Consider the following 25,695-nt stretch of genomic DNA (forward strand, 5'->3'; position numbering starts at 1 on the left):
TTCTGAAGAGTTTTATTAACCACAAAGGAACAAAAGTTTCTCAAAATTTTCATGACGACAAAAGTTAATTGGAACCCCCAAATTCCTCTCCCGTGGAGGGGTGGCGAAAATTCAAAGAATTTTTGACGGGGTGGTTTACTAATTCATATAATTCGTTCCTTTAATCTCCATAAACAAGAAAAAGCCTGCCCCTAAAAAGAGACAGGCTGTACATTGTCATCATATCTGGCTTATCTTCAAGCCCAATCTGTTATTTATTTTTAAGCTGATCAGGAATATTGGTGGTCACAAAACCTATCCCCTGACTTTTCAGCTGTTCGTAAACTGCCGTATCATTTACGGTCCAGGAATTCGTGATAAGACCTAAAGTTTTGGCTTCAGAGATCCACGTAGGATTTTTCTGGAAAACACTGTAATGGTAGTCCATTCCGTCCAGACCTTCTTTTTTGATCTGTTCTGGAGACAATTCCCCATTCAGATACTGTACCTTGAATTTCGGCTCCAGCTTTTTGATCTGTTTGCAGATGTTTAAGCTGAAAGAAATGTACTCACTCTGTCCTTCCAGTTTCATATCCCTGATCATTTTGAGGGTTTTCTGAGTAATCTCATTTTCTATTTCCGGAGTTTTGGCAGGTTTGATCTCCACGATCAGCTTTAAAGAAGGATCTTTTTTTCCCTGCTTCAGATAATCTTTTAAAGTAGGAAACTTTTCACCATTGGACAGCTTCAGCGTTTCCAGCTCTTTGAAAGAAGTTTCAGAAATTTCCATTTCACCGTGATGCTCATCATGATTAATCACAAGAATGCCGTCTTTGGTCATTCTCACATCAAATTCCGATCCGTATATCTTTAATTTCTGTGCATTTTCCAAAGATTTAATAGAATTTTCCGTTGTAGGCGGCTGAGCCTGGAAATAACCTCTGTGTGCGATAATCTGGGTTTGTGCCTTCATTATGACTGTACTTAAAACTGCTAACCCTAAGATAATTTTTTTCATAATACAATTAGATAATTAAATAAAAAAACTTAAAAACGTTTGATAAAGATAGTGTTTAAATGTTAAAAACTGTATTTCGCACCGATCTGGATCTGGTAAGGATTCCCGGAAAGAGGCGCTAAACCGCTGGTATTTTTAACGTATTCAAACTGTTTGGTAGCCTGGTTGAATTTCGGCGCCCTGTAAAGTGCCATATTTGCGTATGATTTGTTTACTCCCCATTCCTTATTAAGCAGGTTGGCCACATTGAAAATATCCACGGAAAGCTCAAATGCCCCGATTTTATCAAACTTGATTTTTTTCGCAACACGGACATCCCAAACCCCGAAGAAGCCGTTTTTACCTCCGTTACGTTCTGCTATGGCATTGTTGTATTTTTCGACATAATCTTTCAGCGCCTTTCCTACTTCCGGATCATTAAGAAGCGGCTGGGTAATGATGTTCGGGAAGATATAGGCAAGATCGTTGGAATCTACGAAATCCCCATTGATATTTCCCCCCGCAGTTACTGAGAAACGTGTTCCGCCGATTCCGGAATATCTTACGCCCAGTGTAAATCCTGCAACGGTAGGCGAATTTCCATAAAGAACGATCTTGTTTCTAAACTGATTATCGGAATAGGTCATTCTTAAATTTCTCGGATCTCCCTCAACCATCGTAAAAAGTGTCGCTGAATTGGCTACGTTTCCGTTGTACGAGGTATTGTCTTTAATATCAGACCAGGTATAGCTCGCCGTAATTTCTCCATCCTTCCAGTAACGGTAGCTGGTATCCACCACAAATGAGAACTGGTTCACTTTCCCGTCGCTTACAAGCTCCAGTACTCTTCCGAAATTAGTATTGATCCTTCCTGCCTTCCAGTCTACTTTTGCCCCGTCTATGGATGCAGCAGGAACATACACTCCTCTTCCGCCTTCATTAGCAAGTGTGAAATAAGGGTTAGACACCATATTCCGGTCATAATAGAAATAGTTGTTTCTTCCTAAGGCCAAATATCCGGCAATTCCTGCCCTGAACCTTTCATTGAAGAAATGGGTATAGGAAATATTTGCTTTGTACACGATCGGGATTTTAGCATTTTCTCCGGTATAATTGATCGTAGGGATCTGGTACTGTGAAAGCGTCGGTACCGTACCGTAATCATTTCTGTAGCTGTAAAAATCCGGAACAAGACCTATTTTGGAAGGATCTTCATCTACTGTTGCAAGATGTTTTCCGTCAAACACAAGATTATTGATAATCATATAATTATTGATGTCCGAAGAGAAGATTCCTGCCCCGAATTTAAGGAAATCTTTGTTCTGCTCGTTGAAGTTCCATTCAAACTGGAATCTTGGCTGGATCACAAATGATTTTATTTTATTATCCGTTCTGATGCCCATTTCATCATAAAGCTTTTGGTTAAATGCAGCCTTTGGATAACCTCCGTAGTCGAGTCTTAAACCTGCCATTAAATCCAGACCTTCGCCAATCTTCGTCTGAATCTGACCGTACACTCCGATATTCCAGATACTGGATCTTACGGATGGATCTTCCACCAGTGGCACTTCTCTGTAAAATTTGTATGCCTTCAGGTTATTAAAATTATAAAGATTAGTAGGATTCACCGTAGGATCTTCCCTGAACTGAAATTTTCCGTTCACTTCACTTCCATATACAGACCTTGCAATCGTATACATAAGGTCCGCTCCAAAAGTATACTTTATTTTATCCGTATTGTAGTACAGGTTATCAACAACCTGTATTACATTGTTTCTAAAGCTTTCCTGTCCGAAACGGTGTCCCCCGATCTGAATATTGGTAGCCCCGACTCCCGGAGAAACAATATTTTCTACGATGGCTCTCGGAACCGGCTTCCCTAATTCACTGTTCTGGTAACTGTCCTGGAAAGTATAAAGATACTGCGCCTTCAGCTCATTCGTCAGATTAGGTTTTAAATTCGACCTTAGGGTCAGGAGTAAGCTGTTATCAAGATTTTTATCGTTTCCGTAAGATTCAAAGAAATTGATCGCTGTATTATCTCCCAATCCGTTTTTATTCAGGTCATACGTGAAATTATTTCTTAGCGTCAATAGGTTTTTGTCATTGATCTGCCAGTCCAGACGAAGGAATCCGGCATCTGAATTTCTTACCTTATCAAAACTTCCGAACTGAGGCGAATTTCCAACTCCGTATTTTGATCTTGCAATATCTAAAAACTGGTTAAGCGTCTGCGTTGTTGTATTAAATCTCTTCTCATCGTCCGTAGATTTGATATCTGCAATGATGAGCGGCCTTGAATCCAATTGGTGATCCCATGCTACGAAGAAGTGTAATTTATTCTTAATAATAGGCCCGCCTAATGAAAATCCGAACTGAGAAGTAGAGAAATTGTTCTCCCTTTTGTTTCCCCTGATGTCGTACGGACTGGAAAGCCAGTTTGTTCTCAGGTATTCCCAGGCGCTTCCTGAAAATTTATTTGTACCCGATTTGGTAACGGCACTTACTGTTCCTCCTCCGCTTCTTCCCAGAGTTACATCATACTGGTTGGTGGTGATCTTGAATTCGCGGACAGCTTCTATCGAAATAGAGAACGGTGCACCGCTTCGGCTGGTTGTAGATCCTGCAGAAGTCGGGTTTTTGGCCGTCATCCCGTCAATTGTAAAGTTGGTTGAAGATCCCAGCTGCCCGGAAAGGTTTCCGCCTTTTCCGCTTAATGGCGACAGTTCTGTAAGATTGGTGAAATTTCTTCCGTTTACCGGCAGCATACTGATATTTTTAGCTGAAATAGCTGTAGCCGCTCCCAGGTTTCCGATCTTGTTTTTCAGGTTCCCGGTGACAAGGACTTCCTCTATCTGCTTTTCTCCGTCTCCTAAGCTCATGTTTACGGTAACCTGATCTCCGAAGTTGACGTTATACCCTTCTTTTTTTTCTTCATTAACGATCACCGTATAAGGTCCGCCAAGAGGAATTTCTTTAAAAATATATTCTCCTTTCGAATTGGTCTCCGTTTCCGTCCTGAACCCTGTTGACTCGTTCACGATCGTTACTTTCACTTTTTCCTGGGCGGCACTGCCCAGTCCTGTTACTTTTCCCACAATAGAAGCCTGCGTAGTCTGCGCGTAAGCCAGCGTTCCAAATCCTAAAAACAATAATCCTAGTACAATCTTTACTTTTTTCATCTCTTCAAATTAGATGTGCAAAGGTATTTTGACTTTCCGGACCTTCTGTTTAAGGGAGTTTTAACAAATTTTCAATTAAATCATAACATTATGTTAAATTAATTTAAACAAATGTTTTAAATTTAAAGTAATCAATGATTTAAAGTGTGTTACAGGTTTTTAATATTTCTACAATATTTTATTACAGTATTTTTTAATGAAATTAGTTTAGCTATTTTTGCTCAAAAGATAGAAAGCAATGTCTGAAAACATACAGCAAAAAATAGAACAGCTCCGGAAAGAGCTTCACCAGCATAATGAAAACTACTACCTTCTGGATACTCCCACCATCACCGATTACGATTTTGACATGCTCCTGGAGCAGCTCCGGGATCTGGAAGCGGCACATCCTGAGTTTTATGATGAAAATTCACCTACGGTACGTGTAGGCGGCGGAATTACAAAGGTTTTCCCTACCATCCGGCATAAGTTCAGAATGTATTCTCTGGATAATTCTTATGATTCCGAGGATCTTGAAGACTGGGAAAAGAGAATTATCAAAACCATCAATGACCCGGTAGAATTTGTTGCAGAGCTGAAGTATGACGGTGCTTCTATTTCTATCCTGTATGAAAACGGAAAGCTTTCCCAGGCTGTTACGCGTGGTGACGGCTTCCAGGGAGATGAAATTACGGCCAATGTCCGTACAATTTCGGATATTCCCCTGACGCTGAAGGGTGATTTTCCTGCTCATTTTTTTATGAGAGGTGAAATTTATCTTACCCGGAAGAATTTTGACAAGATCAACAAACTGCGTGAAGAGGAAGGTTTGGATCCTTTTATGAATCCAAGGAATACGGCCAGCGGAAGTTTAAAAATGCAGGACAGCGGGGAGGTAAGAAAGCGCGGACTGTCATCGGTACTTTATCAGTTTATTTCTGAAGACGTTCCGGCACAGAGCCATTGGGAACTGCTTCAGAAGGCACAAAGCTGGGGCTTTAAGACTTCGCAGCAGGCGAAACTCTGTAAAACCCTGGATGAGGTAAAGGAATTTATCAGCTTCTGGGATACGGAAAGGCACAATCTCCCTTTTGAAATTGACGGAATTGTTTTAAAAGTGAATTCTTTACAGCAGCAGAGACAGCTTGGCTACACGGCAAAATCACCGAGATGGGCCATGGCCTATAAGTTTAAAGCTGAAAAGGTAGAAACTGAACTTAAGAGTGTCTCTTACCAGGTGGGAAGAACGGGAGCGATTACTCCTGTGGCCAACCTAAAGCCTGTTTTACTGGCGGGAACTATCGTTAAGAGAGCTTCTCTTCACAATGAGGATATCATTAAAAAGCTTGATCTTCATGAGCATGATTTTGTGTATGTGGAAAAGGGCGGTGAAATTATCCCGAAAATTGTGGGAGTAAACACAGAGAAAAGATCTACTGAAAGTAAAGAAATTGAATATATTAAAAACTGTCCTGAGTGCGGAACGGAACTGGTAAAAATTGTGGATCAGGCGATTCATTTCTGTCCGAATGAGCTTCATTGTCCGCCACAGGTTGTGGGAAGAATGATTCATTATGTTTCCAGAAAGGCTCTGAATATAGATAATTTGGGCAGCGAAACTATCGAACAGATTTACAGGGAGCGCCTGATTGAAAATCCCGCAGATTTTTATGCTTTAACGAAGGAACAGATTCTTCCGCTGGAAAGAATGGCGGAAAAGTCTGCACAGAATATTATCTCAGGGATCGAAAAATCGAAAGAAATTCCTTTTGAAAAGGTTCTTTACGGAATCGGGATCAAGCATGTGGGGGAAACGGTTGCCAAGAAGCTGGTGAAAAACTTTTCTACGATTGATGAACTGAAAGAAGCTACCGTGGAAGAGCTTTGCCAGGTGGAAGATATCGGAGCAAAGATTGCTGTAAGCATTGTGGAATTTTTTAAAAATTCAGAAAACATCCTGATGATCGAACGTCTGAAATCATACGGAGTACAGCTTGAAAAAGGTGAAAGTACGAATGAAGTTTTGTCCAATGTTCTGGAAGGAAAGACATTCCTCTTCACTGGAAAATTATCTTTGTTTACAAGAGAATCTGCTGAGGAAATGGTAGAAAAGCACGGTGGAAAAAATATATCTGCTGTATCTAAAAACCTTAACTTCCTGGTGGTTGGAGAAAAGGCCGGAAGCAAGCTTAAAAAGGCTCAGGATATCGGTACAATTACAATTCTGGATGAACAGGAATTTCTGAATCTGATAGAGAAACAGTAGTTTTTGATAAACTGATTTTAAATTCAAAGCTTAAATTTTAAGCTCATATAAACCCTAAAAAGGCTATTTCACTTTTGAGATAGTCTTTTTTATTTTATCCTGATTTCGGAATAAGCAAAGGCAATATTATTTTATCGCAAAGGCAGACAAAAGACATTTTTTAACGTGTATAATAAGAAAAACAATGATATTTCATTCAGCAAAGAAGTACAAAAATATTGCCTTGTATTGTCTATTTATAAGTGAAACGCCTTTGCTTAACTTATAAATCTGCTGAATGCTTTTTAAAATCCTTGCTTATCATTGCGTTTATTTTTAATCCCATCGTGAATCTGGTTATTTATACTGTGAAATGTTCTTTTTGCTTCGCACAGATTTCTCAGATAACACAGATTGTATTGCATGAATATAAAGTTTTAATTTTTGAAAAGCATTACGACAGTTCATCAGTTTCACTACAAATTGCTGTAAGACCAATTAACCATAAACCATGATTCAAACTAATTACTTAAATAAAACACAATAAATTAAACTTTATATAAAATTATAAAAACCAAAAAGTAATTATTATTAGTAATATAATTTTTCTTATATTTATAAAAACAAATATCACTTAACTATGAAAAAACTTTACTTTTTCGTGCTGTTTCTGGCACATATTTGCGTCATAGCGCAGATTGTAAACATTCCCGATCCTCAATTTAAAGCCAAACTGCTTTCCGGAACTGCCACCAACCATATCACTCAGGATCTGGCAGGCAACTGGATATCCATGGACATCAATAATGACGGGGAAATACAGGCTTCTGAGGCAGCCAACATCATGGATATCACAATTTACAGCTCAAATGGCAGCCCATTCCCAATTTCCTCTATAGAAGGTGTAAAATCTTTCACCAACCTGGAATATCTGGATGTATCTGACTGTCCCAACATAATTTCTGTAGACATAAGCGGTATGCAAAAAATAAAACTGGTAAGTTTTAAGGATAATATCAATATGTCTTCTGCCAACTTTACAGGATGTCCTTTACTGGAAAACATTAACGTATCGAATGCCAGTATTGTCAATCTCGATATTTCCAATCTTCCGAAAATGAATATTCTGACATGTACAGGAGGAAAAGTACAGACTATTAATTATGCCGGAAGTACAACCATGAAGTATTTACTTTGCAGCGGCAATGACATCGCGGCTATTGATGTAAGTTCACTATCAGAACTCTATAGATTTAATATTTCCGGAAACTCTCTTACAAATCTCGATGTCAGCAATTTAACAAAACTTGAAGACCTGGTATGTTCAAGCAATCAGCTCACTTCGCTCAATCTTCAGAATACGCCTAAATTAAAATCACTTGAAGCCAGTTATAATAATCTGTCTGCCCTTAATTTAAATCAGAGTCCGATCTTAAATTATCTGAGGATCATCAACAACCAGTTCACGAGTATTGATCTTTCGGGAGTTCCTTTACTGCAAACTCTTTTCCTTAATAACAATCAGCTGACTTCTCTTGATATAAGCCATAACACGATACTGAACTCTTTCAATGCTCCCAATAATAATTTACAGAGCCTGTTTATAAAAAACGGAAGAGTTACAATCGGGCTTTATCAGAACAATCCCAATTTAAGCTATATCTGCTGTGACGATTCCGAAATCAATCAGATTATCGCTTCAAACAGTTCATACGGTTATAATAATGTAACTGTAAATTCTTACTGTTCATTCACTCCCGGCGGTACTTTTTATACCATCCAGGGGAATACAAAATATGACCTTAATGGTAACGGATGCGATCCGGCGGATCAGAACAAGGCGTTCCAAAAATTCAGTATTGCCAGTGGCGGAAACACGGGAAGCCTTATTGCAGACGGATCCGGAAATTACTCTGTTGCGGTGCAGTCCGGAGCTCATACGGTAACTCCTGTTCTTGAAAATCCGGCTTATTTTACTATTTCACCTGCATCTTTCACGGCTAGTTTTCCGGCGCAGACCAGCCCGCTGACTCAGAATTTCTGTATGACGGCAAATGGCTCACACCCGGATCTTGAAATCGTGATCATCCCTCTTGATTCTGCAGTACCCGGATTTAATTCGGACTATAAAATCATGTTTAAAAATAAAGGAACCACGATGCAGTCCGGAACGGTTGTTTTTACTTTTAATGACAGCTTAATGGATTTCCTGAATTCGAGTGTGACACCCAACTCGCAGTCAACGGGAAGTTTAAGCTGGAATTTTACAGTTCTACTTCCTTTTGAAACCAGAGAGATTAACACAAAATTTGAATTGAATACCCCTACCGATATCCCGCCTGTAAACGATGATGATATCCTTCATTATACTGCACAGATCAACGGAGCTCCGGATGATACGCCGGCAGACAATACATTTACCCTGAACCAAACGGTTGTGAATTCCCTGGACCCGAATGACAAAACCTGCCTGGAAGGAACTATGATTGCACAGACTCAGGTGGGAGATTATGTTCATTACCTGATCAGATTTGAAAATAACGGTACTGCCAACGCAAGGAATATTGTAGTGAAAGATGAGATTGACACTTCAAAATTTGATATTTCTACTCTGACTCCATTAAGTGGAAGCCACAGTTTTGTAACAAGAATGTCCGGAACGAATACGGCAGAATTTGTTTTTCAGAATATACAGCTCCCGTTTGATGATGCAAACAACGACGGATATATTTCTTTCAAGATCAAGACAAAGTCCACTTTGACACAGGGTGATGTGTTCAGCAATACTGCAAACATCTATTTTGATTATAACGCCCCCATTATTACCAATACCTATACAACTGCTGTCCGGGGCGTACTGGCTACAGCAGAAGGCAGGTCTGCCAAAGATAATGTAAACATTTACCCCAATCCGGTACACGATGTTCTTTACATCCAGTCCGGTGATGAGATCATCAAAGCCGAAATTTATGATGCCGCAGGAAGGATTCTGAATACGGCAATTGTAAAAGGTAACGCTGTAAATGTTTCCGAACTGGCGAAAGGAAGCTATGTCATTAAACTTTTTACCAAAGATAAAACGATGGTTCGGAAGTTTATTAAAATTTAAACTAATAATCTTATCTATATCCGCAGGGCTGTGAAATTTTTCGCAGCTCTTTTTATTTAAAGACCAGAATCGTGTAATTGTCTTTCGCAGTTTTGGGATAAACCATTCTGACCTGCGCTTTATCTTTAAGGTAATCAACGTAATTTTCCCCGGTAAGGATTTTCCCTTTTCCGGTCTGTTTGTAGCCTGCTGCGAGGATGGTTTTTATATAGGCATCATGTTCTTTTTTATCTTTGAACTCAAATTCTATATTGTCCTGAGATTTATCCCCGGTGTATTCAAATTTCCCGATTTTGTAAGTATAGTCCGGACTGTCGTATTCGTAAAGAATAAATGCGGGACTTTCTGTTTTGTCGTAGAAAGTATATTTTTGCTTTTTAATTTCTGTTTTAAATGAAGCCATATCAAGCCTGTTGAATGCGGAGAGCTCTTCCAGTTTGAATGCCTGCCCGCAGACATGGGACTGAAATACTATAAAAAACAGGAATAACAGTAGATTAACATAGGTCTTCATAAAAGAATTTTGTGGTTAGTTGTCTGTAAATTTAGAGGAATTTTGTTAAATCTTCTGATTTAATGTAAAACCGAAGGCATTCTGTTCTTTAAGGCTTCCTGAAAAAGCATGATCTGTTCAGGAGTAAGATTCTGAAGATAGATTGTGCGTTTCTGATTAACAAGAAAATCAGGATAGGATACCAGAACAATATTATCTCTATTAAAACTAAATTCTCTCAGTCCCGTCGGACTTTTCGTGTTTTTCTTATCGGAATTGAATGTCAGATTAATAAAACGGCGGGGAATAAAATAAAAGTCTGCCGGAAACAAAAAAACAGAGTTTTGATTCATAAGAACATCAAAACTGCACCAGTGAATTTTTTTGCGTAAAAATCCGTTTTCTAAAATAATCTTTCCGCTGATATTTTTTAATTCTCTGGAATCAGGCTGTTTATATTTGGCAATAATCTTTCTGTTTTGAACGAAAAAAAATATAGGAGATACCCCTAAAAATGTAATAAAAATGAGAAACAGGTAATCGAATATATTATCAGGCATGGTATTTTCCAGGTTTAAGAATTTTCATTCTTCATAATTTTTTTCACTCTGTTCATTGTATCAAATTTCATTTTCCTTTCTTCTTCCGTCCCAGATGGAAAGTATAATTAATTCAGCTTCTGAAAACTCATAGAATATAAGATAATCTTTAACAACCTTTACTCTTACATTGCTGACAGCCGTTTTCCTTCCAATCAATGGAAATTGCGACAGCAGTTTAATGCTACTGATAATCAATTCATTTAATTTAATGCTGAATGTTTTAGATTGATTTCTGAAAATCCAATATTCAAGAATCTCTTTTCTTTCTATATTGGCTTTATGTGTCCAGATTACTTTTCTCCCAGCCATTCTTCAATATCCTGATTGGCTTTATCCTCGGTAAGATAGGCTGAACTTTTGTATTCTGACTGCGCTTCCGCAATTCTTTCTTTTTGGGGTTCGGTAAGAATATATTCGTTTTTATTCAACTCAAAATCTAATAGTTTTTGAATCTCCTCCATAATTCTTTTTTCTTGTAACTGACTGATTCTGTAAATCAAATCAGCTTTTAGATCTGCTGTGTTCATCTTGTGTGATTTTAATTCAAATTTAAAAAATTTTATTTAAAATCTGTTGAAATCATTGGCAGCCTGAAATAAAAAGTACTACCCTGATTTGGGGAACTTTTCACTCCTATTTCACCATTCTGCTTTTCTATAAAATTTTTGGAAATGGCCAGCCCCAGCCCTGTACCATTCTGATGCTCTCCCGGAACCTGAAAATAGCGGTCGAAAATCTGGCGGTGGTATTTTTCATCAATACCGCTTCCTGTATCGGTAATGCTGAACTGGATCATTGAGTCTGTTTTTTCTACCAAAATCCGAATATTTTCGTCCTGGAAAGAATGTTTCACCGCATTGGTGAGGAAATTATTCATCACCCAGACTGTTTTATCGAAATCGGCAGCCACGAAATCATTATTGCTTATTAAATATTCCGTATTGATCAGAATATTCTTCTGTTCTGCGAGCTTTTCAACATTCTTCACCGCTGTCTGTACCACTTCCTGCGGTGAGCATTTTTCAACAGTCATACGGATATTTCCGGTTTCTACCTGCGAAAGATTCAGCAGTTCTCCGGTGATATTCAATAGCCTCTGCCCGTCATCATTGATGCCCTTTAAAAGTTCTTTTTGCTGGTCATTCAGTTCCCCGAATTTTTGGTTTCCGAGCAGCTGTACGCCCATTTTTATAGCGGATATGGGTGTTTTCAACTCATGGGAAATGGTAGCTATAAAATTGGTTTTTGCAAAATCCAGTTCTTTGAAAGGGGTAATATTCCGAAGGAGAATCACCTTTCCAATATATTTCGTTTCCTTCTCCCCTGTTTTTACAATGTTAATGGGAATAATATCCTGTTCAAAATAATTTTCTTTATGATCACGAACGATTTTGATCGGTTCTTTTACCGGATGATCAATATTTTTAAGCAGCTGACGCATCAGATCGTTATTAACTGCTACTTCGTGAGCTGTTTTCCCTATAATATCTTCTTTATGGAGATTGGTGATCTTCAGGGCTTCATCATTGATCATGTAGATGAAATGGTTCTCATCCAGCCCTATTACTGCATCGTGCATGTTATTTACCAGCGTTTCGATCCGCTTTTTATCCATCAGCTGCTTGGAAAGACTGCTGCTTTCGTATTCCTGAAGTTTTTCCGCCATGGTATTAAAGGAATCTGCAAGGCTGCTGAATTCCTCACCGCCTTTAAAGTGTACCCTTTCATTATAATTTTTGGCAGCAATCTGCCGGATACTGAATGTCAGCTGGTTGATGGGTTCGGCAATAGCTTGAGGCAGGTTAAAAAGCAGAATGAAAGCAATAAGGAAACACACGGTTCCCAAACTTACGATCCAGAAAGTAGCATTTCCGGCGGTGACGACAGCAATATCGCTTTTCCTTTCGATACCTTTCATATTCAGGGACATAATTTTAGCCAGGTCTTCACGGATCAGCTTTTCTTTTTCCGGGGAAGCCTGCTTCAGGTAGCTGTTGAAATGAAGGTTCAGGCTTTGGGTTGCTTCTTTCTCCCCGGATTCCGTAAGGTTTTTTTCCTGGAGTTTATTATTTTTCTGAAAATCGTTGACTGCAATAGCGCTGTCCGTGCTTATTTTGTCCAGCGCCAGCAGCATATTCTTGGAAAATTCCAGACTGTTGTAATTGGCAGTAAGGATCTTTTCCGTCTCGGATTTCAGTTTATTGATATAAACAGACCCGATCACTGACAAGAGAACGATCAGTAAAAATAAAAGACCTACGCCTAAGGTGAGTTTTGTTTTAAGTTTCATTACTTTTAAGATAAAATAATAATATCTATCTGCCGTTCATTCAGCCTGTTCATCAGGGTATATATCCAGCTGTAGCCGGAAAGACGCTGCCAGAGCTTTGCATGGGGCTTTCCGATGCATACCGTTGTGATGTTATGATCGATCACATAATCCAGAATTCCTTTGTGGACACTGCTTTCTTTTACGCGTACCACTTTCGCTCCCAATTCCTGTGCTAAATTAAAATTATTAATCAAATACCGCTGCTTATCGAGGGCAATTTTTTCAGGATTTTCTGACGGCTTCTGAACATAAAGAACGGTCCACTGGCTGTTGTAGTAGCTCGCCAGACGGGCTGTTTTCCGGATGATATTTTTAGCGATCTTTTCATTGCTGCTGATGCATACGAGAAATTTTATCGGTTTAAAATTCTCGGTTTTGATCTCGGTTTCTACCTTTCTTTCTACATGAGCAGCCACTTCTTTTAAAGCAAGTTCCCGGAGCTGAAGGATATGGCCGCTCTGAAAGAAATTGGTAAGCGCCGTCTGGATCTTTTCCTTTTTATAGATTTTTCCTTCTTTCAGACGGGTCAGCAATTCATCGGCGGTAAGATCTATATTGACCACCTCATCGGCAAGGCTAAGAATTTTATCAGGCACTCTTTCTGCCACTTCTATGCCTGTGATCTTTTTCACTTCTTCATTCAGGCTTTCGATATGCTGGATATTCATCGCACTGATGACATTGATGCCATTATCAAGGATTTCCAGCACATCCTGCCATCTTTTTTTGTTTTTCGAACCTTCCACGTTGGTGTGAGCCAGTTCATCCACTAAAACAACTTCCGGATGTTCATTGATGATGGCCTGAAGATCCATTTCTTCCAAGTTTTTACCTTTATAAAATACAGATCGCCTCGGTATTTCGGGAATTCCATCGGTAAGGGCTACGGTTTCTTCCCGGTCGTGGGTTTCTATATAGCCGATCTTTACATCAATGCCGTTACGCAGAAGAGCCTGTGCCTCCTGAAGCATACGGAAAGTTTTCCCCACGCCTGCGCTCATCCCGATATAGATCTTGAATTTTCCTTTCCGGGATTTCTGGATCAGTTCTAAAAAATGTTTTGCTGATGACATTGATTTTTCGCTTTATTATTTTGACACAAAAGGTTTTCTTGTTTTTTGAATGCTTAGAGGAAATAAAGTAAGTTACGGTTATTCTCGATATTCTTTTTTGAACCACCCCGTCAAAAATTCTTTGAATTTCCGACACCCCTCCAGCGGAGGGGAATTTTGATCCGACGAATTTTTGTCAGCATGAAAATCTTCGATTTTTCTCACAACTTATGTGAACTTATTGTATTCAGAGCATTAAACTTAAAATAACTAAAGTTTAAAAATTTTTATGTTTAATTATTTTTGCTTTCAAAACCAGACCGCCAAGCTTGTTGTGATGAAGAAATTCCCTTGTTTCATTTCATCATTTTTCGCAAAAATGGCATCTTTAGATGTGAATCCTCTTGCTTCTGTACGGAAAATAACATTCTTCAGAATCGCATAATCGACATTCAGGGAATATCCGAAAGTTTGGAAACCATTGGGTGTTTTAGTGCTGATGATTACTCCATTTTTATCATTGTAATATTCCAATCTTCCTGCCAGAGCCCATTTGCTGTCAAGCTGATATTTCATTAATACATTCGGCGTATACCAGATATTGTAGCTGCTGCTGCCTTTCTCCTTCTGCTCTGCTCCGATATCGAAACCCAGTAAGGCCGAAAACTGATCTGTCAGCTGAAAACTTCCGTAAAGGTCATGGAAATACCGCATTCTTTTTTCCTCTTTCGATTTGTCGTTTCCGATGAATGAACTGCTGTTCAGCGTAATTTTTTCAGTCGGCTTGTAGGTTACCTGATGTCCGAAAGAAATACTTTGATTTCCTTCCGGCTTTGCAATGCGCTGCCAGCCGTTAAGGACCAATCCACTTAAAAACCATTTTCCGCTGTCTGAGGTATAAGAAATCTTTGCGCCAGTTTCAAAATACGGTGAATTTTCAGCGGCGAGGCTTCTTGTCAGGTTGGTATTGTCTTTTCCTATGGCACTTTCCCAACCGATATGGGAAGGCATAATTCCGGCATCAATCCATAGATTTTTGGTCTTTGAAATTTTGATACCCACGTTTGCTTCATTCACATAGCGTAATGCATCCTGTTCTGCGGCCATATTATCCTGCGCATAAGTTCCGGCCATTAAAGCTACGTTGGCACGAAGGTTCTCACTCTGGTAATTCACTTTTACCAATCCTAAATTCAGATTGAGTTCATTATGCCTGTTGTAGGAGTATAAAAAATTCTGACGGATATGATTGGCAGGTTCATTAAGGTCATATGTGTAGAAAAGTTCTGCATAGGCAGAAAATGTCACTTTATTTTCTGTTTTTAATGAATCTGATGACTGTGCTTTCGGGAAAAAAATCCCGAATAATACGGCACTGATAATGATATATTTTTTCACGGTGATGTCTGCATTATTTTAATTGGTCTAAAGCGATATTAAGCTTCAGTACATTTACTTTTGACGGCCCTAAAAGCCCTAAAAACGGTTTCTCTGTTTGATTTTTAACCAAATCCTTTACTTTTTCCTCTGGAATATTTCGTACTGTGGCAATTTTCTTTACCTGATACAGGGCTCCTTCTTCAGAGATATCGGGATCGAGACCGCTTCCGCTGGCTGTAACCAGCTCAACCGGGATTTTTGTATTCCCCATTCCAGGATGCTCCATTTTCAAAGTGTCTATTCTTTTCTGAACGGTTTGCAGGTATTCTTCATTGCTTGGGCCTTTATTGCTTCCTGCGCTTCCCGCTGCATTATAATTAACAGATGAAGGACGTCCGTGGAAATATTTTTCAGATTTAAATTCCTGCCCGATATTCGCATAAAACTTCTGTCCGTTATGGGTGATGATTTCCGCATTTCCTTTTGTAGGCAACACTTTTGAGCCTGCGTACACAATTAGCAGATAAATTCCTACGACAGCCAGCATTACAAAAGTCAGTCTGAATGCTGTAACAATATGATTTTTCATTTTTTAAATTTTAATAGAATAAACTGATCACTAAATCGATGATTTTGATTCCGATGAACGGAACAATAACACCGCCCAAACCATAAATCAAAAGGTTTCTTCTCAATAATGCACTGGCACCGATCGGCTTATAGGCCACCCCTTTTAACGCCAGCGGAATAAGGAAAGGAATGATCACGGCATTGAAAATAACGGCTGATAAAATCGCTGTTTCCGGGCTGTGAAGATTCATGATATTCAGCTTCTGAAGTGATGGAATGAAGGTGATAAACAAGGCCGGAATAATGGCAAAATATTTAGCAACGTCATTCGCAATACTGAAAGTTGTGAGTGTTCCACGGGTCATCAGCAGCTGTTTTCCGATTTCTACGATTTCAATCAGTTTCGTAGGATCATTGTCAAGGTCTACCATGTTACCGGCTTCTTTTGCCGCCTGTGTTCCGCTGTTCATCGCAACCCCTACATCGGCCTGAGCTAATGCCGGAGCATCATTCGTTCCGTCTCCCATCATGGCAACCAGTTTTCCTTCCTGCTGTTCTTTTTTGATGTAGTTCATTTTGTCTTCAGGCTTGGCTTCGGCAATGAAATCATCTACGCCAGCTTTTTCTGCAATAAATTTTGCCGTCAGAGGATTATCTCCGGTTACCATCACCGTTTTTACCCCCATTTTTCTCAGTCTCTGGAAACGTTCCTGAATTCCTGTTTTAATGATATCCTGAAGTTCGATAACGCCCCAGACTTTTTCATTAACGCTTACAACAAGAGGAGTTCCCCCGTTTTCAGAAATTTTGGTAACGGCATCCTGGGTTTCTTTCGGGAAGATGTTCCCGGCTTTTTCAGTCAGTTTTTTTATCGTATCATAGGCTCCTTTCCTGATTCTTGTGTCTTCAAAATCAATTCCTGAAGTTCTGGTTTCCGCTGAAAAATCAATATAGACAGGGTTGGGAACAAGAAGGTCTTCTGATTTCAGCTGGCTTAGTTCTATAATGGATTTTCCTTCCGGTGTTTCATCTGCTACTGAACTTAAGGCGGAAGCTTTAATAAAGTCCGGCAATCTGATTCCGTCAGCGGGGTGAAATTCTGTTGCTTTACGGTTTCCGATAGTGATGGTTCCTGTTTTATCAAGAAGCAGTACATCAATATCTCCGGCAGTTTCTACGGCTTTACCGCTTTTAGTAATTACGTTCGCTCTCAAAGCTCTGTCCATTCCGGCAATCCCGATTGCAGAGAGCAGACCTCCAATGGTTGTGGGAATCAAACAAACGAAAAGTGATATAAATGACGCAATGGTAATGGGAGTCTTGGCGTAGTCTGCAAAAGGTTTTAAAGTGAGCGTAACAATTATAAAAGTCAGGGTAAATCCTGCCAAAAGTATGGTTAATGCGATTTCATTAGGTGTTTTCTGTCTTGAAGCTCCTTCTACAAGAGCGATCATTTTATCTAAAAACGATTCTCCCGGTTTGGTGGTCACCTTTACTTTTATTCTGTCAGAAAGAACTTTTGTTCCGCCTGTTACAGAGCTTTTATCGCCTCCGGATTCACGGATTACAGGTGCGCTTTCTCCGGTGATGGCCGATTCATCAATGGTAGCAAGACCTTCGATGATTTCTCCGTCCATCGGGATCTGATCTCCGGTTTCACAAAGGAAAATATCACCCAGTTTCATTTCGGCAGACATTCTCAGAACGGTTTCTACCTGAAAGCCGGGTTTGTTCTCCACAACCACTTTGGCAGGAGTTTCTTCACGCGTTTTTCTGAGGGTATCCGCTTGTGCTTTACCTCTGGCTTCGGCGATTGCTTCTGCAAAATTGGCGAAAAGAACGGTAAAAAATAAGATAATGAATACGGTAAAGTTATAAGCAAAGCTTCCCTGTGATTTGTCACCTGTAAGGCTAAAAATGCTTACTATGAACATCACCACTGTTCCGACTTCTACCAGGAACATGACGGGATTTTTAAACATGATTTTCGGATTCAGCTTGACGAAGGACTGTTTGATCGCTTCGTTCACCAAATCTTTTTGAAACAATGTCTGTGATTGATTTTTCATTTTTTTGAAAGAGTTATATCATTATAAATCAATGCCAACCATTAAGAAAGAATAAAACTGAAAGGAGTGAAGATGGATAATATATTCAGGTGAATGTTTCGATGAGTTTTAGACTGGTTTCCTGACATTTCAATCTTCCTAATGGTTGACTATTGATTTTAATTTTTAATGTTTATTTAGAGAAATATTGAATCTGTTCTGCAATAGGTCCCAATGTTAATGCCGGGAAGAAAGACAGGGCTGCAATAAGAAGGATCACCGCCAGCGTCATAAATCCGAAAGTAGCCGTATCCGTTTTCAGGGTTCCTGAACTTTCCGGGATATATTTTTTCTGCGCCAACAATCCTGCAATCGCTATTGGTCCTATGATCGGAATAAATCTGGATAAGAGCAATACGATTCCCGTTGAAATATTCCACCAGGGGGTATTGTCACCCAGCCCTTCAAATCCGGAACCGTTGTTTGCGGAAGAAGAAGTGAACTCGTACAACATTTCACTGAATCCGTGGAAACCCGGATTATTCAATGTTTTTGCTCCAAATTCTGGTAGATAAGCCGTCAATGCTGTTCCTACAAGGATTAAGAACGGGTGGAAAAGAGCGACGATCATGGCGATCTTCATTTCTTTGGCTTCAATCTTTTTGCCCATGAATTCCGGTGTCCTTCCTACCATCAAACCGCTGATGAATACAGCGAGAATGATAAAGATAAAATAATTCAGGATACCAACCCCACAGCCTCCGTAGAAGCAGTTGATCATCATGGCCAGCAGCTCATTCATTCCTGAAAGCGGCATGGTACTGTCATGCATGGCATTTACAGAACCTGTCGAAATAACTGTCGTTGCAATACTCCAATATCCTGAAGACGCACTTCCGAAACGGATTTCCTTACCTTCCATCGCACCGAGATTACTGTCGGCTCCCATTTGTGTGATAAGAGGATTCCCGTTTGTTTCATTGACAACGTTCGGAACGGCAAGCGCCAGAAAACCGACAGTCATTACCGTAAAGATTACCCAGGACAGTTTTCTCTTTTTCAGATAAAAACCTAAGGCAAAAACCAATGCGAACGGGATGATCATTTGGGTGACCATTTCGGTCATATTCGTCACATAGTTTGGATTTTCAAGCGGGTGCGCCGAGTTGGCTCCGAAAAAACCTCCTCCATTGGTTCCCAAATGCTTGATCGCTACAAAAGCAGCCACAGGACCTCTGGAAACGTCAGCTTTTTGTCCTTCTAACGTTGTTATATGATCTTTCCCTTCGAAAGTCATCGGACTTCCGTTGGCGGAAAGAATCATGGCAACAAGGATACTGACAGGAATGAGAATTCTGATGATAGATTTAGTAAAGAAATCATAGAAATTTCCTAATTCCGTGGTTGTTTTTTCTTTAAAAGCCTTAAAAAGAACGGCCATTGCTGCCATTCCGGTGGCCGCAGTTACAAACTGCAGGAACATCAGATAAAGCTGGCTTAAATAACTTACGCCCGTTTCTCCCGAATAATGCTGAAGATTACAGTTTACCACAAATGAAATGGCTGTATTAAAAGCAAGATCAGGTGACATATTCGGGTTTCCGTCAGGATTTAAGGGAAGCCAGAACTGAGTCATCAGAATCAGGAACCCGATCACGAACCAAACCAAGTTGATCGTCAGCATTGCATACATATTCTGTTTCCAGGTCATCTGACGGGCTGGGTTAATCCCCGATATTTTATAAATTAATTTTTCAACAGGTTCAAAAACAGGATCTAAAAAGGTCTTTTTGTACCCGTACACATTAGCAATATATTTCCCCAGAAATATTCCAATGACTAATGTAATCGCAAACATGGCAATAACGCCTAAAATTTCTGTATTCATGACCGGTTAAAATTTTTCAGGTTTCAGCAAAACGTAGCAGATGTACACAAAGGCCAGAATTGAAAGGAAAAATAAACTCCACATAGCTTTATATTTTATCAAAAAATTCAACGGATTTATAGAGAAGCCAGAACATCACTGCAAAAAGCAGGATCAAACTTATAAGCATCATATCGTTATTATTAAGGTTAAAAGGGTCAGTAATATGTACGATGTCATCAGCAGACTGAATTCTGCATGATCACGTTTTTTGAACGTTTTTCTTGAAATTGTCATTTTTAAAATATTTTATTCACATCCTATAGGCCAAAAGAAGGCCCACTCTGAAAACAAAACACTTAAACTATTAAATAACAAATACTTACATTAAATAATTCGACTATAGCAAAGTATAAAAGCCTATCATTTTGATAGGCTCGTTTATTGAAATGATAGGGATTAGATGTTAGAGATTAGATGTTAGATTTCAGACATGAGACTTTTAGATTAAGGTGAGAATTGGAAAACGTTAATGGTAAATTTTGTTTGCAAGTCAATGGTTTTTGAGTACATATTTCATGATTTATAGCTCTAGAACACGCAAACTCTCTCGCGCTCAAACCCGGAAACTCGCATCCCGAAACTCGCAAACCCTAAAACTCTCCGGCTCGCAAACCCCGTAACTCATTTATCTCCATCCATACTCCTCCAGCTTACGGTACAGCGTTGCAATGCCGATCTCCAGCAGTCTGGCGGCTTCGGCTTTATTACCTTTGGTGTATTGCAGGACTTTTTGGATGTGTATTTTTTCAAGGGATCTCATGCTTAAAGAATCGCTTTCAGGAACGGTTTTATCTGAATAATGGGGCAAACTATCCGCATCAAGGATATTGTTTTCCATTAAAATCAGACTTCTTTCCACGGCATTTCTGAGCTCGCGGATATTTCCTTTCCAGTCGTTTTTTTCCAGGGTTTTATAATAATCCGGATCGACCTGAAGGTTTGAAAGATGCAGTTTTCGTGAAAAAATATCGATGAAGTTTTTGGCCAGTATTTTAAGGTCCTCTTTTCTTTCACGTAAAGGCGGAAGATGGATCTCGAAAACATTCAGCCGGAAATAAAGGTCTTCCCGGAAATGGCCCTGTTTAATTTCTTCTTCCAGATCTCTGTTGGTCGCAGCAATCAGCCTGAAGTCGGAATGGGAAACTTTGGTCTCTCCCATTTTGATAAATTCCCCGGTTTCGAGAACACGGAGCAGCTTGGCCTGAAGTTCGACAGGCATCTCTCCTATTTCGTCTAAAAATAAGGTTCCGCTGTTGGCTTCTTCTATCAGACCTTTTTTATCTTTTACAGCACCTGTGAATGCTCCCTGTTTGTGTCCGAAAAGTTCACTTTCAAGAATCTCTTTGCTGAATGCAGAACAGTTGATCGCTACGAAATTATTTTTCTTTCTATCGCTTCCTTCATGGATGGCATTGGCAAAAACCTCTTTTCCGGTTCCTGTTTCTCCGGTCAGAAGAACGGCAGCGTCCGTCAAAGCTACTTTTTCAGCCAGTTTTTTAGACTGAAGGATCAGAGGAGAAGTTCCGATGATCTGCCCGAATCCTTTTGATACAGCAGTTTTTCGACCCATTTTAGACCGGTTATCCTTTACTTTTTCCAGTGCTTTATACACCAGCGGAATGATCTTATCGTTATCGTCTCCTTTCACCAAGTAATCATAAGCCCCGTTTTTCATCGCCTGAACAGCATCGGTAATATTCCCGAAAGCGGTCATCAGAATGATTTCGAGATGTGGATATTTGGTTTTGACAGATTTAACAAGCTCAACCCCAAAAGCATCAGGAAGGCGCACATCGCAGAGAACGACATCAAATTCGTGCTGCTCAAGCATGGTCATTGCAGAACGTGCTGTTGAAGCTTCTTTTACGTTAAAATCTTCCTGGGAAAGAATCATTCCTAATAGTTTCAGGAGCTTGATCTCGTCATCGATGATCAGAATGTTTCCGTGCATGGTGTGAGTTTTTTGGAAAACTACTGCAAACTTATTGAATTATTTCGGAAAGAAAGTAAAGAAAGCAGATTAGTCCTACTTTCTTCAACGGTTATTACGGCTGAAAATATTTCATCAATATACTGGAATTCATTTCCGTTTGTCCGGCATCAGAGATTTCTACAAAGCCCATTTTTTTGTAAAGTTCAAATGCTTTAAGATTGTCATGTTTAACTTCAAGGTAGATTTCAATGTCTTTAAATTGGTCATCTGCCTCTTTTATAACTTTCCGGATCAGATTCAACCCTATACTTTTACCCTGATATTCTTGTTTAACGTACATCTGGTAAATATTTCCTCTGCCGTTTTCGTCTTTAACAAAAGTGCAGATTCCAATTAACTGATCTTCATCAAAAGCACCGACTACAAATCTTTCCGCCAATTGATTTTCAATATCGTATTCTATTCTGAATTTTTCAGTTTTCAGGGCTTCTTCATAATCAGCACCAAAAGATTCCGGGAATTTTTTTAAGCTTTCAAGCCTGACCGTTCTATAGATGGTACTTTCTTCGGGTAAAAGTTTTCGGTATTGAATATTCATGATCTCAATGTATGAAATAATAACATAGTTTTAGCATCTGATCAGTTGATCCTATTTTTATGTGATATAAATTAAAACTATAGATGCAATAATAAGGAAATTCTGATTTGTTCCTTTTTGATTCCTTACATTTGTAAGGCATTCTGATCTAAAAGGATGAAATGAATTAGCTTATGATTGACAAAAGATACAGAGAAACGGTTCATACAGATAAAAACAACTACGAATATACTACAGTTACGCATGATGAAAATAAGGTAAGAATTTATACGCTGAAGAATGGCTTAAAGGTTTTTCTTGCCCAAAATTTTGATGCTCCGAGAATTCAGACGTACATTCCCGTGAGAACAGGAAGTAATAATGATCCGGCTGACAATACCGGTTTGGCGCATTATCTTGAACATATGATGTTTAAAGGCACTTCCAGGATCGGGACACAGAACTGGGAAAAGGAAAAGGTACTGCTTGACCGTATTTCAGCACTGTACGAGGAACATAAAGCGGAACAGGATCCTGAAAGGAAGAAGGAAATCTATAAAAAAATAGACGAGGTATCCCAGGAAGCAAGCCAGTACGCGATCGCCAATGAATATGATAAAGCAATTTCTTCCCTGGGAGCCAGCGGAACGAATGCCCATACGTGGTTCGATGAAACGGTTTATAAAAATAATGTTCCGAATAACGAGCTTGAAAAATGGCTTAAAATAGAAAAGGAAAGGTTTTCAGAGGTTGTGCTGCGCCTTTTTCATACGGAACTGGAATCGGTGTATGAGGAATTCAACAGGGCACAGGATAATGATTCAAGGCTTGTCAACTATGAGTTGATGGATGCCTTGTTTCCTACACACCCGAACGGCCAGCAAACTACGATCGGAAAGCCGGAACACCTGAAAAACCCTTCTATGAAGGCTATTCATAAGTATTTTGATGAATATTACGTTCCGAATAATTATGCTATGGTTTTGGTGGGAGATCTGGATTTTGAGGCAACGATCCAACTGGTTGACCAGTATTTTGGGACCATTCCTTACAGGGAACTTCCTGAAAAAACACCTGTCACCGAACAGCCATTAACGGAAATTATAAAAAGAACGGTTAAAAGTCCTACAACACCCAGAGTCCAGCTGGCATGGAGAACAGACAGCTACGGCACAAGGGAAGCTATGCTGGCAGATATCACCGCCAATATTCTCAGCAACAGAGGGGAAGCCGGACTTCTTGATCTTCATATTAACCAGACGCAAAGAATGCTTTGGGCACAGGCTTTTTCTATAGGCCTGAAGGAATACGGATATTTTTCTATCGTAGCTGTTCCGAAAGAAACACAGACTTTAGATGAAGCAAAAGACATGGTTCTGGAGCAGATTGAACTGATCAAACAAGGCGATTTTCCGGACTGGATTCTCCCTGCAATCATCAGTGATTTTAAGCTTCAGCGTCTGAAAGGTCTTGAAACTGCGGACGGGCTGGCCACCAATCTTTACGACACCTACATCAAGGGGAGATCCTGGGAGCAGGAACTGAATGAGCTGGATGAATATCAGAATTTTACCAAAGAAGATGTGGCAGATTTTGCCCAGGCTTTTTTTAAGGACAACTATGTAATTATTTATAAGGAGAAAGGTGTTAATGATCAGCTGGTAAGGGTTGAAAATCCCGGAATTACTCCCATTAAAATAAACCGTGAAGCCCAGTCTGATTTTTTAAAGGAAATTACTGCGGAGAAGACAGAGGACATTCAGCCGGAATTCATTGATTATGAAAAAGAGATCCTTACAGATACGGTAAAGGATAAAAAACTGAGCTTTGTTCGAAATAAATACAACGATATTGCGCAGGTCCATTTTATTTTTCCTTTCGGTAGCGATCACGACAAGGATCTGGGAATGTCCACACAGCTTTTGCAGTATCTGGGAACCGAAGATCTTTCGCCTGAAGATCTGAAAAAGGAGTTCTTTAAAATCGGGATCAGCAATGATTTTAAAACAACGAATGACCAGCTTCAGATCTCACTGAGCGGACTGGAAGAAAATATAGAAAAAGGGATTGCTCTTCTGCAGCACTGGATGTACGGCGTAAAACCGGATCAGGAGATCTACAGACAGTTTGTAGAAACCGTTTTAGAAAACCGCCAGGCTACGAAAAAAGATAAAAACCGCATCATGACCGCCCTGACGAATTATACCAAGCTGGGCAGCTTCTCGCGCTACACGGATATTATTTCAAAAGAAGAGCTGGAAAGCAGTCATGCGGAAGTATTTACGGACAGAATGAAAAAGCTTTTCAAATATCCTTACGAAATGTTTTTCTATGGGAAAGATCTTGAGAACTTTAAACAGTATATTGGAAAATATGTGGAAAATGATAGTTATCAAATTCCTGAACCTAAGCAATATCCTGAGCCTGAAACCAATGGAAACGTCTATTTCATGAATTATGATATGGTACAGATGGAAATGAGCAAAGTGGGAAGAGGTTATGAAGTGGATACTTCAATCTTCGGAAAGATCAATGTTTTCAATGAATATTTCGGAAGAGGGCTTTCGTCCATCGTTTTCCAGGAAATCCGTGAAAGTAAAAGCTTAGCCTATTCTGCCTATGTTTCTTATGCAGCCAATTCTGAGCTGGGACATCCTGATTATATCACAACATATATCGGAACACAGCCGGATAAACTTCAGACTGCCGTAAGCACCATGAGTGAACTGATGAATGAGCTCCCGGAAGTCCCTATCCAGTTTGAAAATGCCAGAAATGCAGCTTTAAAACAGATCGCTTCGACCAGGATCACCCGTAACAACATATTTTTCAATACATTACGATTGAAAAAACTGGGAATTTACCATGATTTCAGAAAAAATATCTACGGACAGATCGAAAACCTGAAATTTGAAGACCTGAAAGTATTTTATCAAACGAAAATCAAACCGATACATTTTAATACAGCCATTATTGGTAAAAAAGAGAACCTGGATATGGATGCCGTGAACCAGATGGGAACCTTTAAGGAGCTGACACTGGAAGAAATTTTCGGACATTAAAAAATTCAAGCCGCTTCATTTATTTGAGGCGGTTTTTTTATATTAACCTGAAATCGTTTTAAGGTTTTAGAGGCTGTTTGAATTTTTAAAATCCCGCTGATTGGGCAAATTACACAGGTTTTTATAACTGAAATAAATCTGCATAATCTCCTTAATCTGAGAAAGGAATATTTTTCTTTAGTAAATTATTTCTGCATGATAATTTTTATTGAATGAATTCAAGCA

General features: G+C 39.4%; 17 protein-coding genes. 3 read left to right on the plus strand and 14 right to left on the minus strand.

The features are described from left to right. Positions 1 to 250: 250 nt before the first annotated feature. Positions 251 to 997: a glycerophosphodiester phosphodiesterase family protein gene (locus tag IX38_RS08495; RefSeq protein ID WP_034703797.1), complete on the minus strand. Its 747-nt coding sequence runs from the start codon at positions 995 to 997 to the stop codon at positions 251 to 253. A 62-nt stretch (positions 998 to 1,059) separates the two neighbouring features. Next, on the minus strand, positions 1,060 to 4,158 hold the full coding sequence (locus IX38_RS08500; protein WP_034703799.1) for a TonB-dependent receptor: 3,099 nt from the start codon (positions 4,156 to 4,158) through the stop codon (positions 1,060 to 1,062). A 238-nt stretch (positions 4,159 to 4,396) separates the two neighbouring features. Here IX38_RS08500 and ligA point away from each other — a divergent pair, with 238 nt between their 5' ends. Continuing rightward, positions 4,397 to 6,403, plus strand: a complete 2,007-nt coding sequence (ligA, locus tag IX38_RS08505; protein WP_034703801.1) for an NAD-dependent DNA ligase LigA — start codon at positions 4,397 to 4,399, stop codon at positions 6,401 to 6,403. Positions 6,404 to 7,022: 619 nt separating this feature from the next. Then, positions 7,023 to 9,491, plus strand: a complete 2,469-nt coding sequence (locus IX38_RS08510) for a DUF7619 domain-containing protein (RefSeq protein ID WP_034703803.1) — start codon at positions 7,023 to 7,025, stop codon at positions 9,489 to 9,491. Positions 9,492 to 9,543: 52 nt separating this feature from the next. Here the strand turns inward: IX38_RS08510 and IX38_RS08515 are convergent, their stop codons facing one another. The 12 genes from IX38_RS08515 to IX38_RS08575 all read right to left on the minus strand — a co-directional run bounded on the left by IX38_RS08515 (position 9,544) and on the right by IX38_RS08575 (position 22,429). Continuing rightward, complete coding sequence (locus tag IX38_RS08515; RefSeq protein WP_034703805.1) at positions 9,544 to 10,005, minus strand: hypothetical protein; 462 nt, start codon at positions 10,003 to 10,005, stop codon at positions 9,544 to 9,546. 59 nt (positions 10,006 to 10,064) lie between these two features. Further along, entirely contained in the window at positions 10,065 to 10,544 is a 480-nt protein-coding gene (locus tag IX38_RS08520) for a hypothetical protein (protein ID WP_034703807.1), read from the minus strand. Positions 10,545 to 10,604: 60 nt separating this feature from the next. Further along, complete coding sequence (locus IX38_RS08525) at positions 10,605 to 10,895, minus strand: type II toxin-antitoxin system RelE/ParE family toxin (protein WP_034703809.1); 291 nt, start codon at positions 10,893 to 10,895, stop codon at positions 10,605 to 10,607. After that, the gene (locus tag IX38_RS08530) at positions 10,877 to 11,113 is read right to left on the minus strand and encodes a hypothetical protein (RefSeq protein WP_034703811.1); all 237 of its coding nucleotides are present in this window, start codon (positions 11,111 to 11,113) and stop codon (positions 10,877 to 10,879) included. Before IX38_RS08530 ends, IX38_RS08525 begins: the two co-directional genes overlap by 19 nt. Before the next feature lie 32 nt (positions 11,114 to 11,145). Then, positions 11,146 to 12,876, minus strand: a complete 1,731-nt coding sequence (locus IX38_RS08535; protein WP_034703812.1) for an ATP-binding protein — start codon at positions 12,874 to 12,876, stop codon at positions 11,146 to 11,148. Positions 12,877 to 12,881: 5 nt separating this feature from the next. Beyond that, positions 12,882 to 13,991, minus strand: coding sequence for a histidine kinase (locus tag IX38_RS08540; protein WP_034703813.1), 1,110 nt, complete (start codon positions 13,989 to 13,991; stop codon positions 12,882 to 12,884). Between the two features lie 288 nt (positions 13,992 to 14,279). Then, positions 14,280 to 15,368, minus strand: a complete 1,089-nt coding sequence (locus IX38_RS08545) for a porin (RefSeq protein WP_034703814.1) — start codon at positions 15,366 to 15,368, stop codon at positions 14,280 to 14,282. Between the two features lie 13 nt (positions 15,369 to 15,381). Beyond that, a complete protein-coding gene (kdpC, locus tag IX38_RS08550) occupies positions 15,382 to 15,939 on the minus strand; it encodes a K(+)-transporting ATPase subunit C (RefSeq protein ID WP_034703815.1) in 558 nt (185 codons plus the stop codon). Positions 15,940 to 15,949: 10 nt separating this feature from the next. Continuing rightward, the gene (kdpB, locus tag IX38_RS08555; RefSeq protein ID WP_034703816.1) at positions 15,950 to 17,989 is read right to left on the minus strand and encodes a potassium-transporting ATPase subunit KdpB; all 2,040 of its coding nucleotides are present in this window, start codon (positions 17,987 to 17,989) and stop codon (positions 15,950 to 15,952) included. Positions 17,990 to 18,161: 172 nt separating this feature from the next. Then, on the minus strand, positions 18,162 to 19,856 hold the full coding sequence (kdpA, locus tag IX38_RS08560; protein ID WP_034703817.1) for a potassium-transporting ATPase subunit KdpA: 1,695 nt from the start codon (positions 19,854 to 19,856) through the stop codon (positions 18,162 to 18,164). Positions 19,857 to 20,523: 667 nt separating this feature from the next. Next, entirely contained in the window at positions 20,524 to 21,849 is a 1,326-nt protein-coding gene (locus IX38_RS08570; RefSeq protein ID WP_034703819.1) for a sigma-54-dependent transcriptional regulator, read from the minus strand. Between the two features lie 94 nt (positions 21,850 to 21,943). Beyond that, positions 21,944 to 22,429, minus strand: a complete 486-nt coding sequence (locus IX38_RS08575; RefSeq protein ID WP_034703820.1) for a GNAT family N-acetyltransferase — start codon at positions 22,427 to 22,429, stop codon at positions 21,944 to 21,946. Positions 22,430 to 22,602: 173 nt separating this feature from the next. Between IX38_RS08575 and IX38_RS08580 the strand changes: the two genes are divergently transcribed. Beyond that, positions 22,603 to 25,470: a M16 family metallopeptidase gene (locus tag IX38_RS08580; RefSeq protein WP_034703821.1), complete on the plus strand. Its 2,868-nt coding sequence runs from the start codon at positions 22,603 to 22,605 to the stop codon at positions 25,468 to 25,470. The last annotated feature ends 225 nt before the right edge of the window (positions 25,471 to 25,695 follow it).

Source organism: Chryseobacterium luteum (assembly GCF_000737785.1).
GTDB classification, from domain to species: domain Bacteria; phylum Bacteroidota; class Bacteroidia; order Flavobacteriales; family Weeksellaceae; genus Chryseobacterium; species Chryseobacterium luteum.

Bases quoted from the DNA above. Each gene is read 5' to 3' on its own strand.
- IX38_RS08495 (WP_034703797.1), bottom strand. From the start codon at position 997: ATGAAAAAAATTATCTTAGGGTTAGCAGTTTTAAGTACAGTCATAATG.
- IX38_RS08500 (WP_034703799.1), bottom strand. From the start codon at position 4,158: ATGAAAAAAGTAAAGATTGTACTAGGATTATTGTTTTTAGGATTTGGA.
- ligA (WP_034703801.1), top strand. From the start codon at position 4,397: ATGTCTGAAAACATACAGCAAAAAATAGAACAGCTCCGGAAAGAGCTT.
- IX38_RS08510 (WP_034703803.1), top strand. From the start codon at position 7,023: ATGAAAAAACTTTACTTTTTCGTGCTGTTTCTGGCACATATTTGCGTC.
- IX38_RS08515 (WP_034703805.1), bottom strand. From the start codon at position 10,005: ATGAAGACCTATGTTAATCTACTGTTATTCCTGTTTTTTATAGTATTT.
- IX38_RS08520 (WP_034703807.1), bottom strand. From the start codon at position 10,544: ATGCCTGATAATATATTCGATTACCTGTTTCTCATTTTTATTACATTT.
- IX38_RS08525 (WP_034703809.1), bottom strand. From the start codon at position 10,895: ATGGCTGGGAGAAAAGTAATCTGGACACATAAAGCCAATATAGAAAGA.
- IX38_RS08530 (WP_034703811.1), bottom strand. From the start codon at position 11,113: ATGAACACAGCAGATCTAAAAGCTGATTTGATTTACAGAATCAGTCAG.
- IX38_RS08535 (WP_034703812.1), bottom strand. From the start codon at position 12,876: ATGAAACTTAAAACAAAACTCACCTTAGGCGTAGGTCTTTTATTTTTA.
- IX38_RS08540 (WP_034703813.1), bottom strand. From the start codon at position 13,991: ATGTCATCAGCAAAACATTTTTTAGAACTGATCCAGAAATCCCGGAAA.
- kdpC (WP_034703815.1), bottom strand. From the start codon at position 15,939: ATGAAAAATCATATTGTTACAGCATTCAGACTGACTTTTGTAATGCTG.
- kdpB (WP_034703816.1), bottom strand. From the start codon at position 17,989: ATGAAAAATCAATCACAGACATTGTTTCAAAAAGATTTGGTGAACGAA.
- kdpA (WP_034703817.1), bottom strand. From the start codon at position 19,856: ATGAATACAGAAATTTTAGGCGTTATTGCCATGTTTGCGATTACATTA.
- IX38_RS08570 (WP_034703819.1), bottom strand. From the start codon at position 21,849: ATGCACGGAAACATTCTGATCATCGATGACGAGATCAAGCTCCTGAAA.
- IX38_RS08575 (WP_034703820.1), bottom strand. From the start codon at position 22,429: ATGAATATTCAATACCGAAAACTTTTACCCGAAGAAAGTACCATCTAT.
- IX38_RS08580 (WP_034703821.1), top strand. From the start codon at position 22,603: ATGATTGACAAAAGATACAGAGAAACGGTTCATACAGATAAAAACAAC.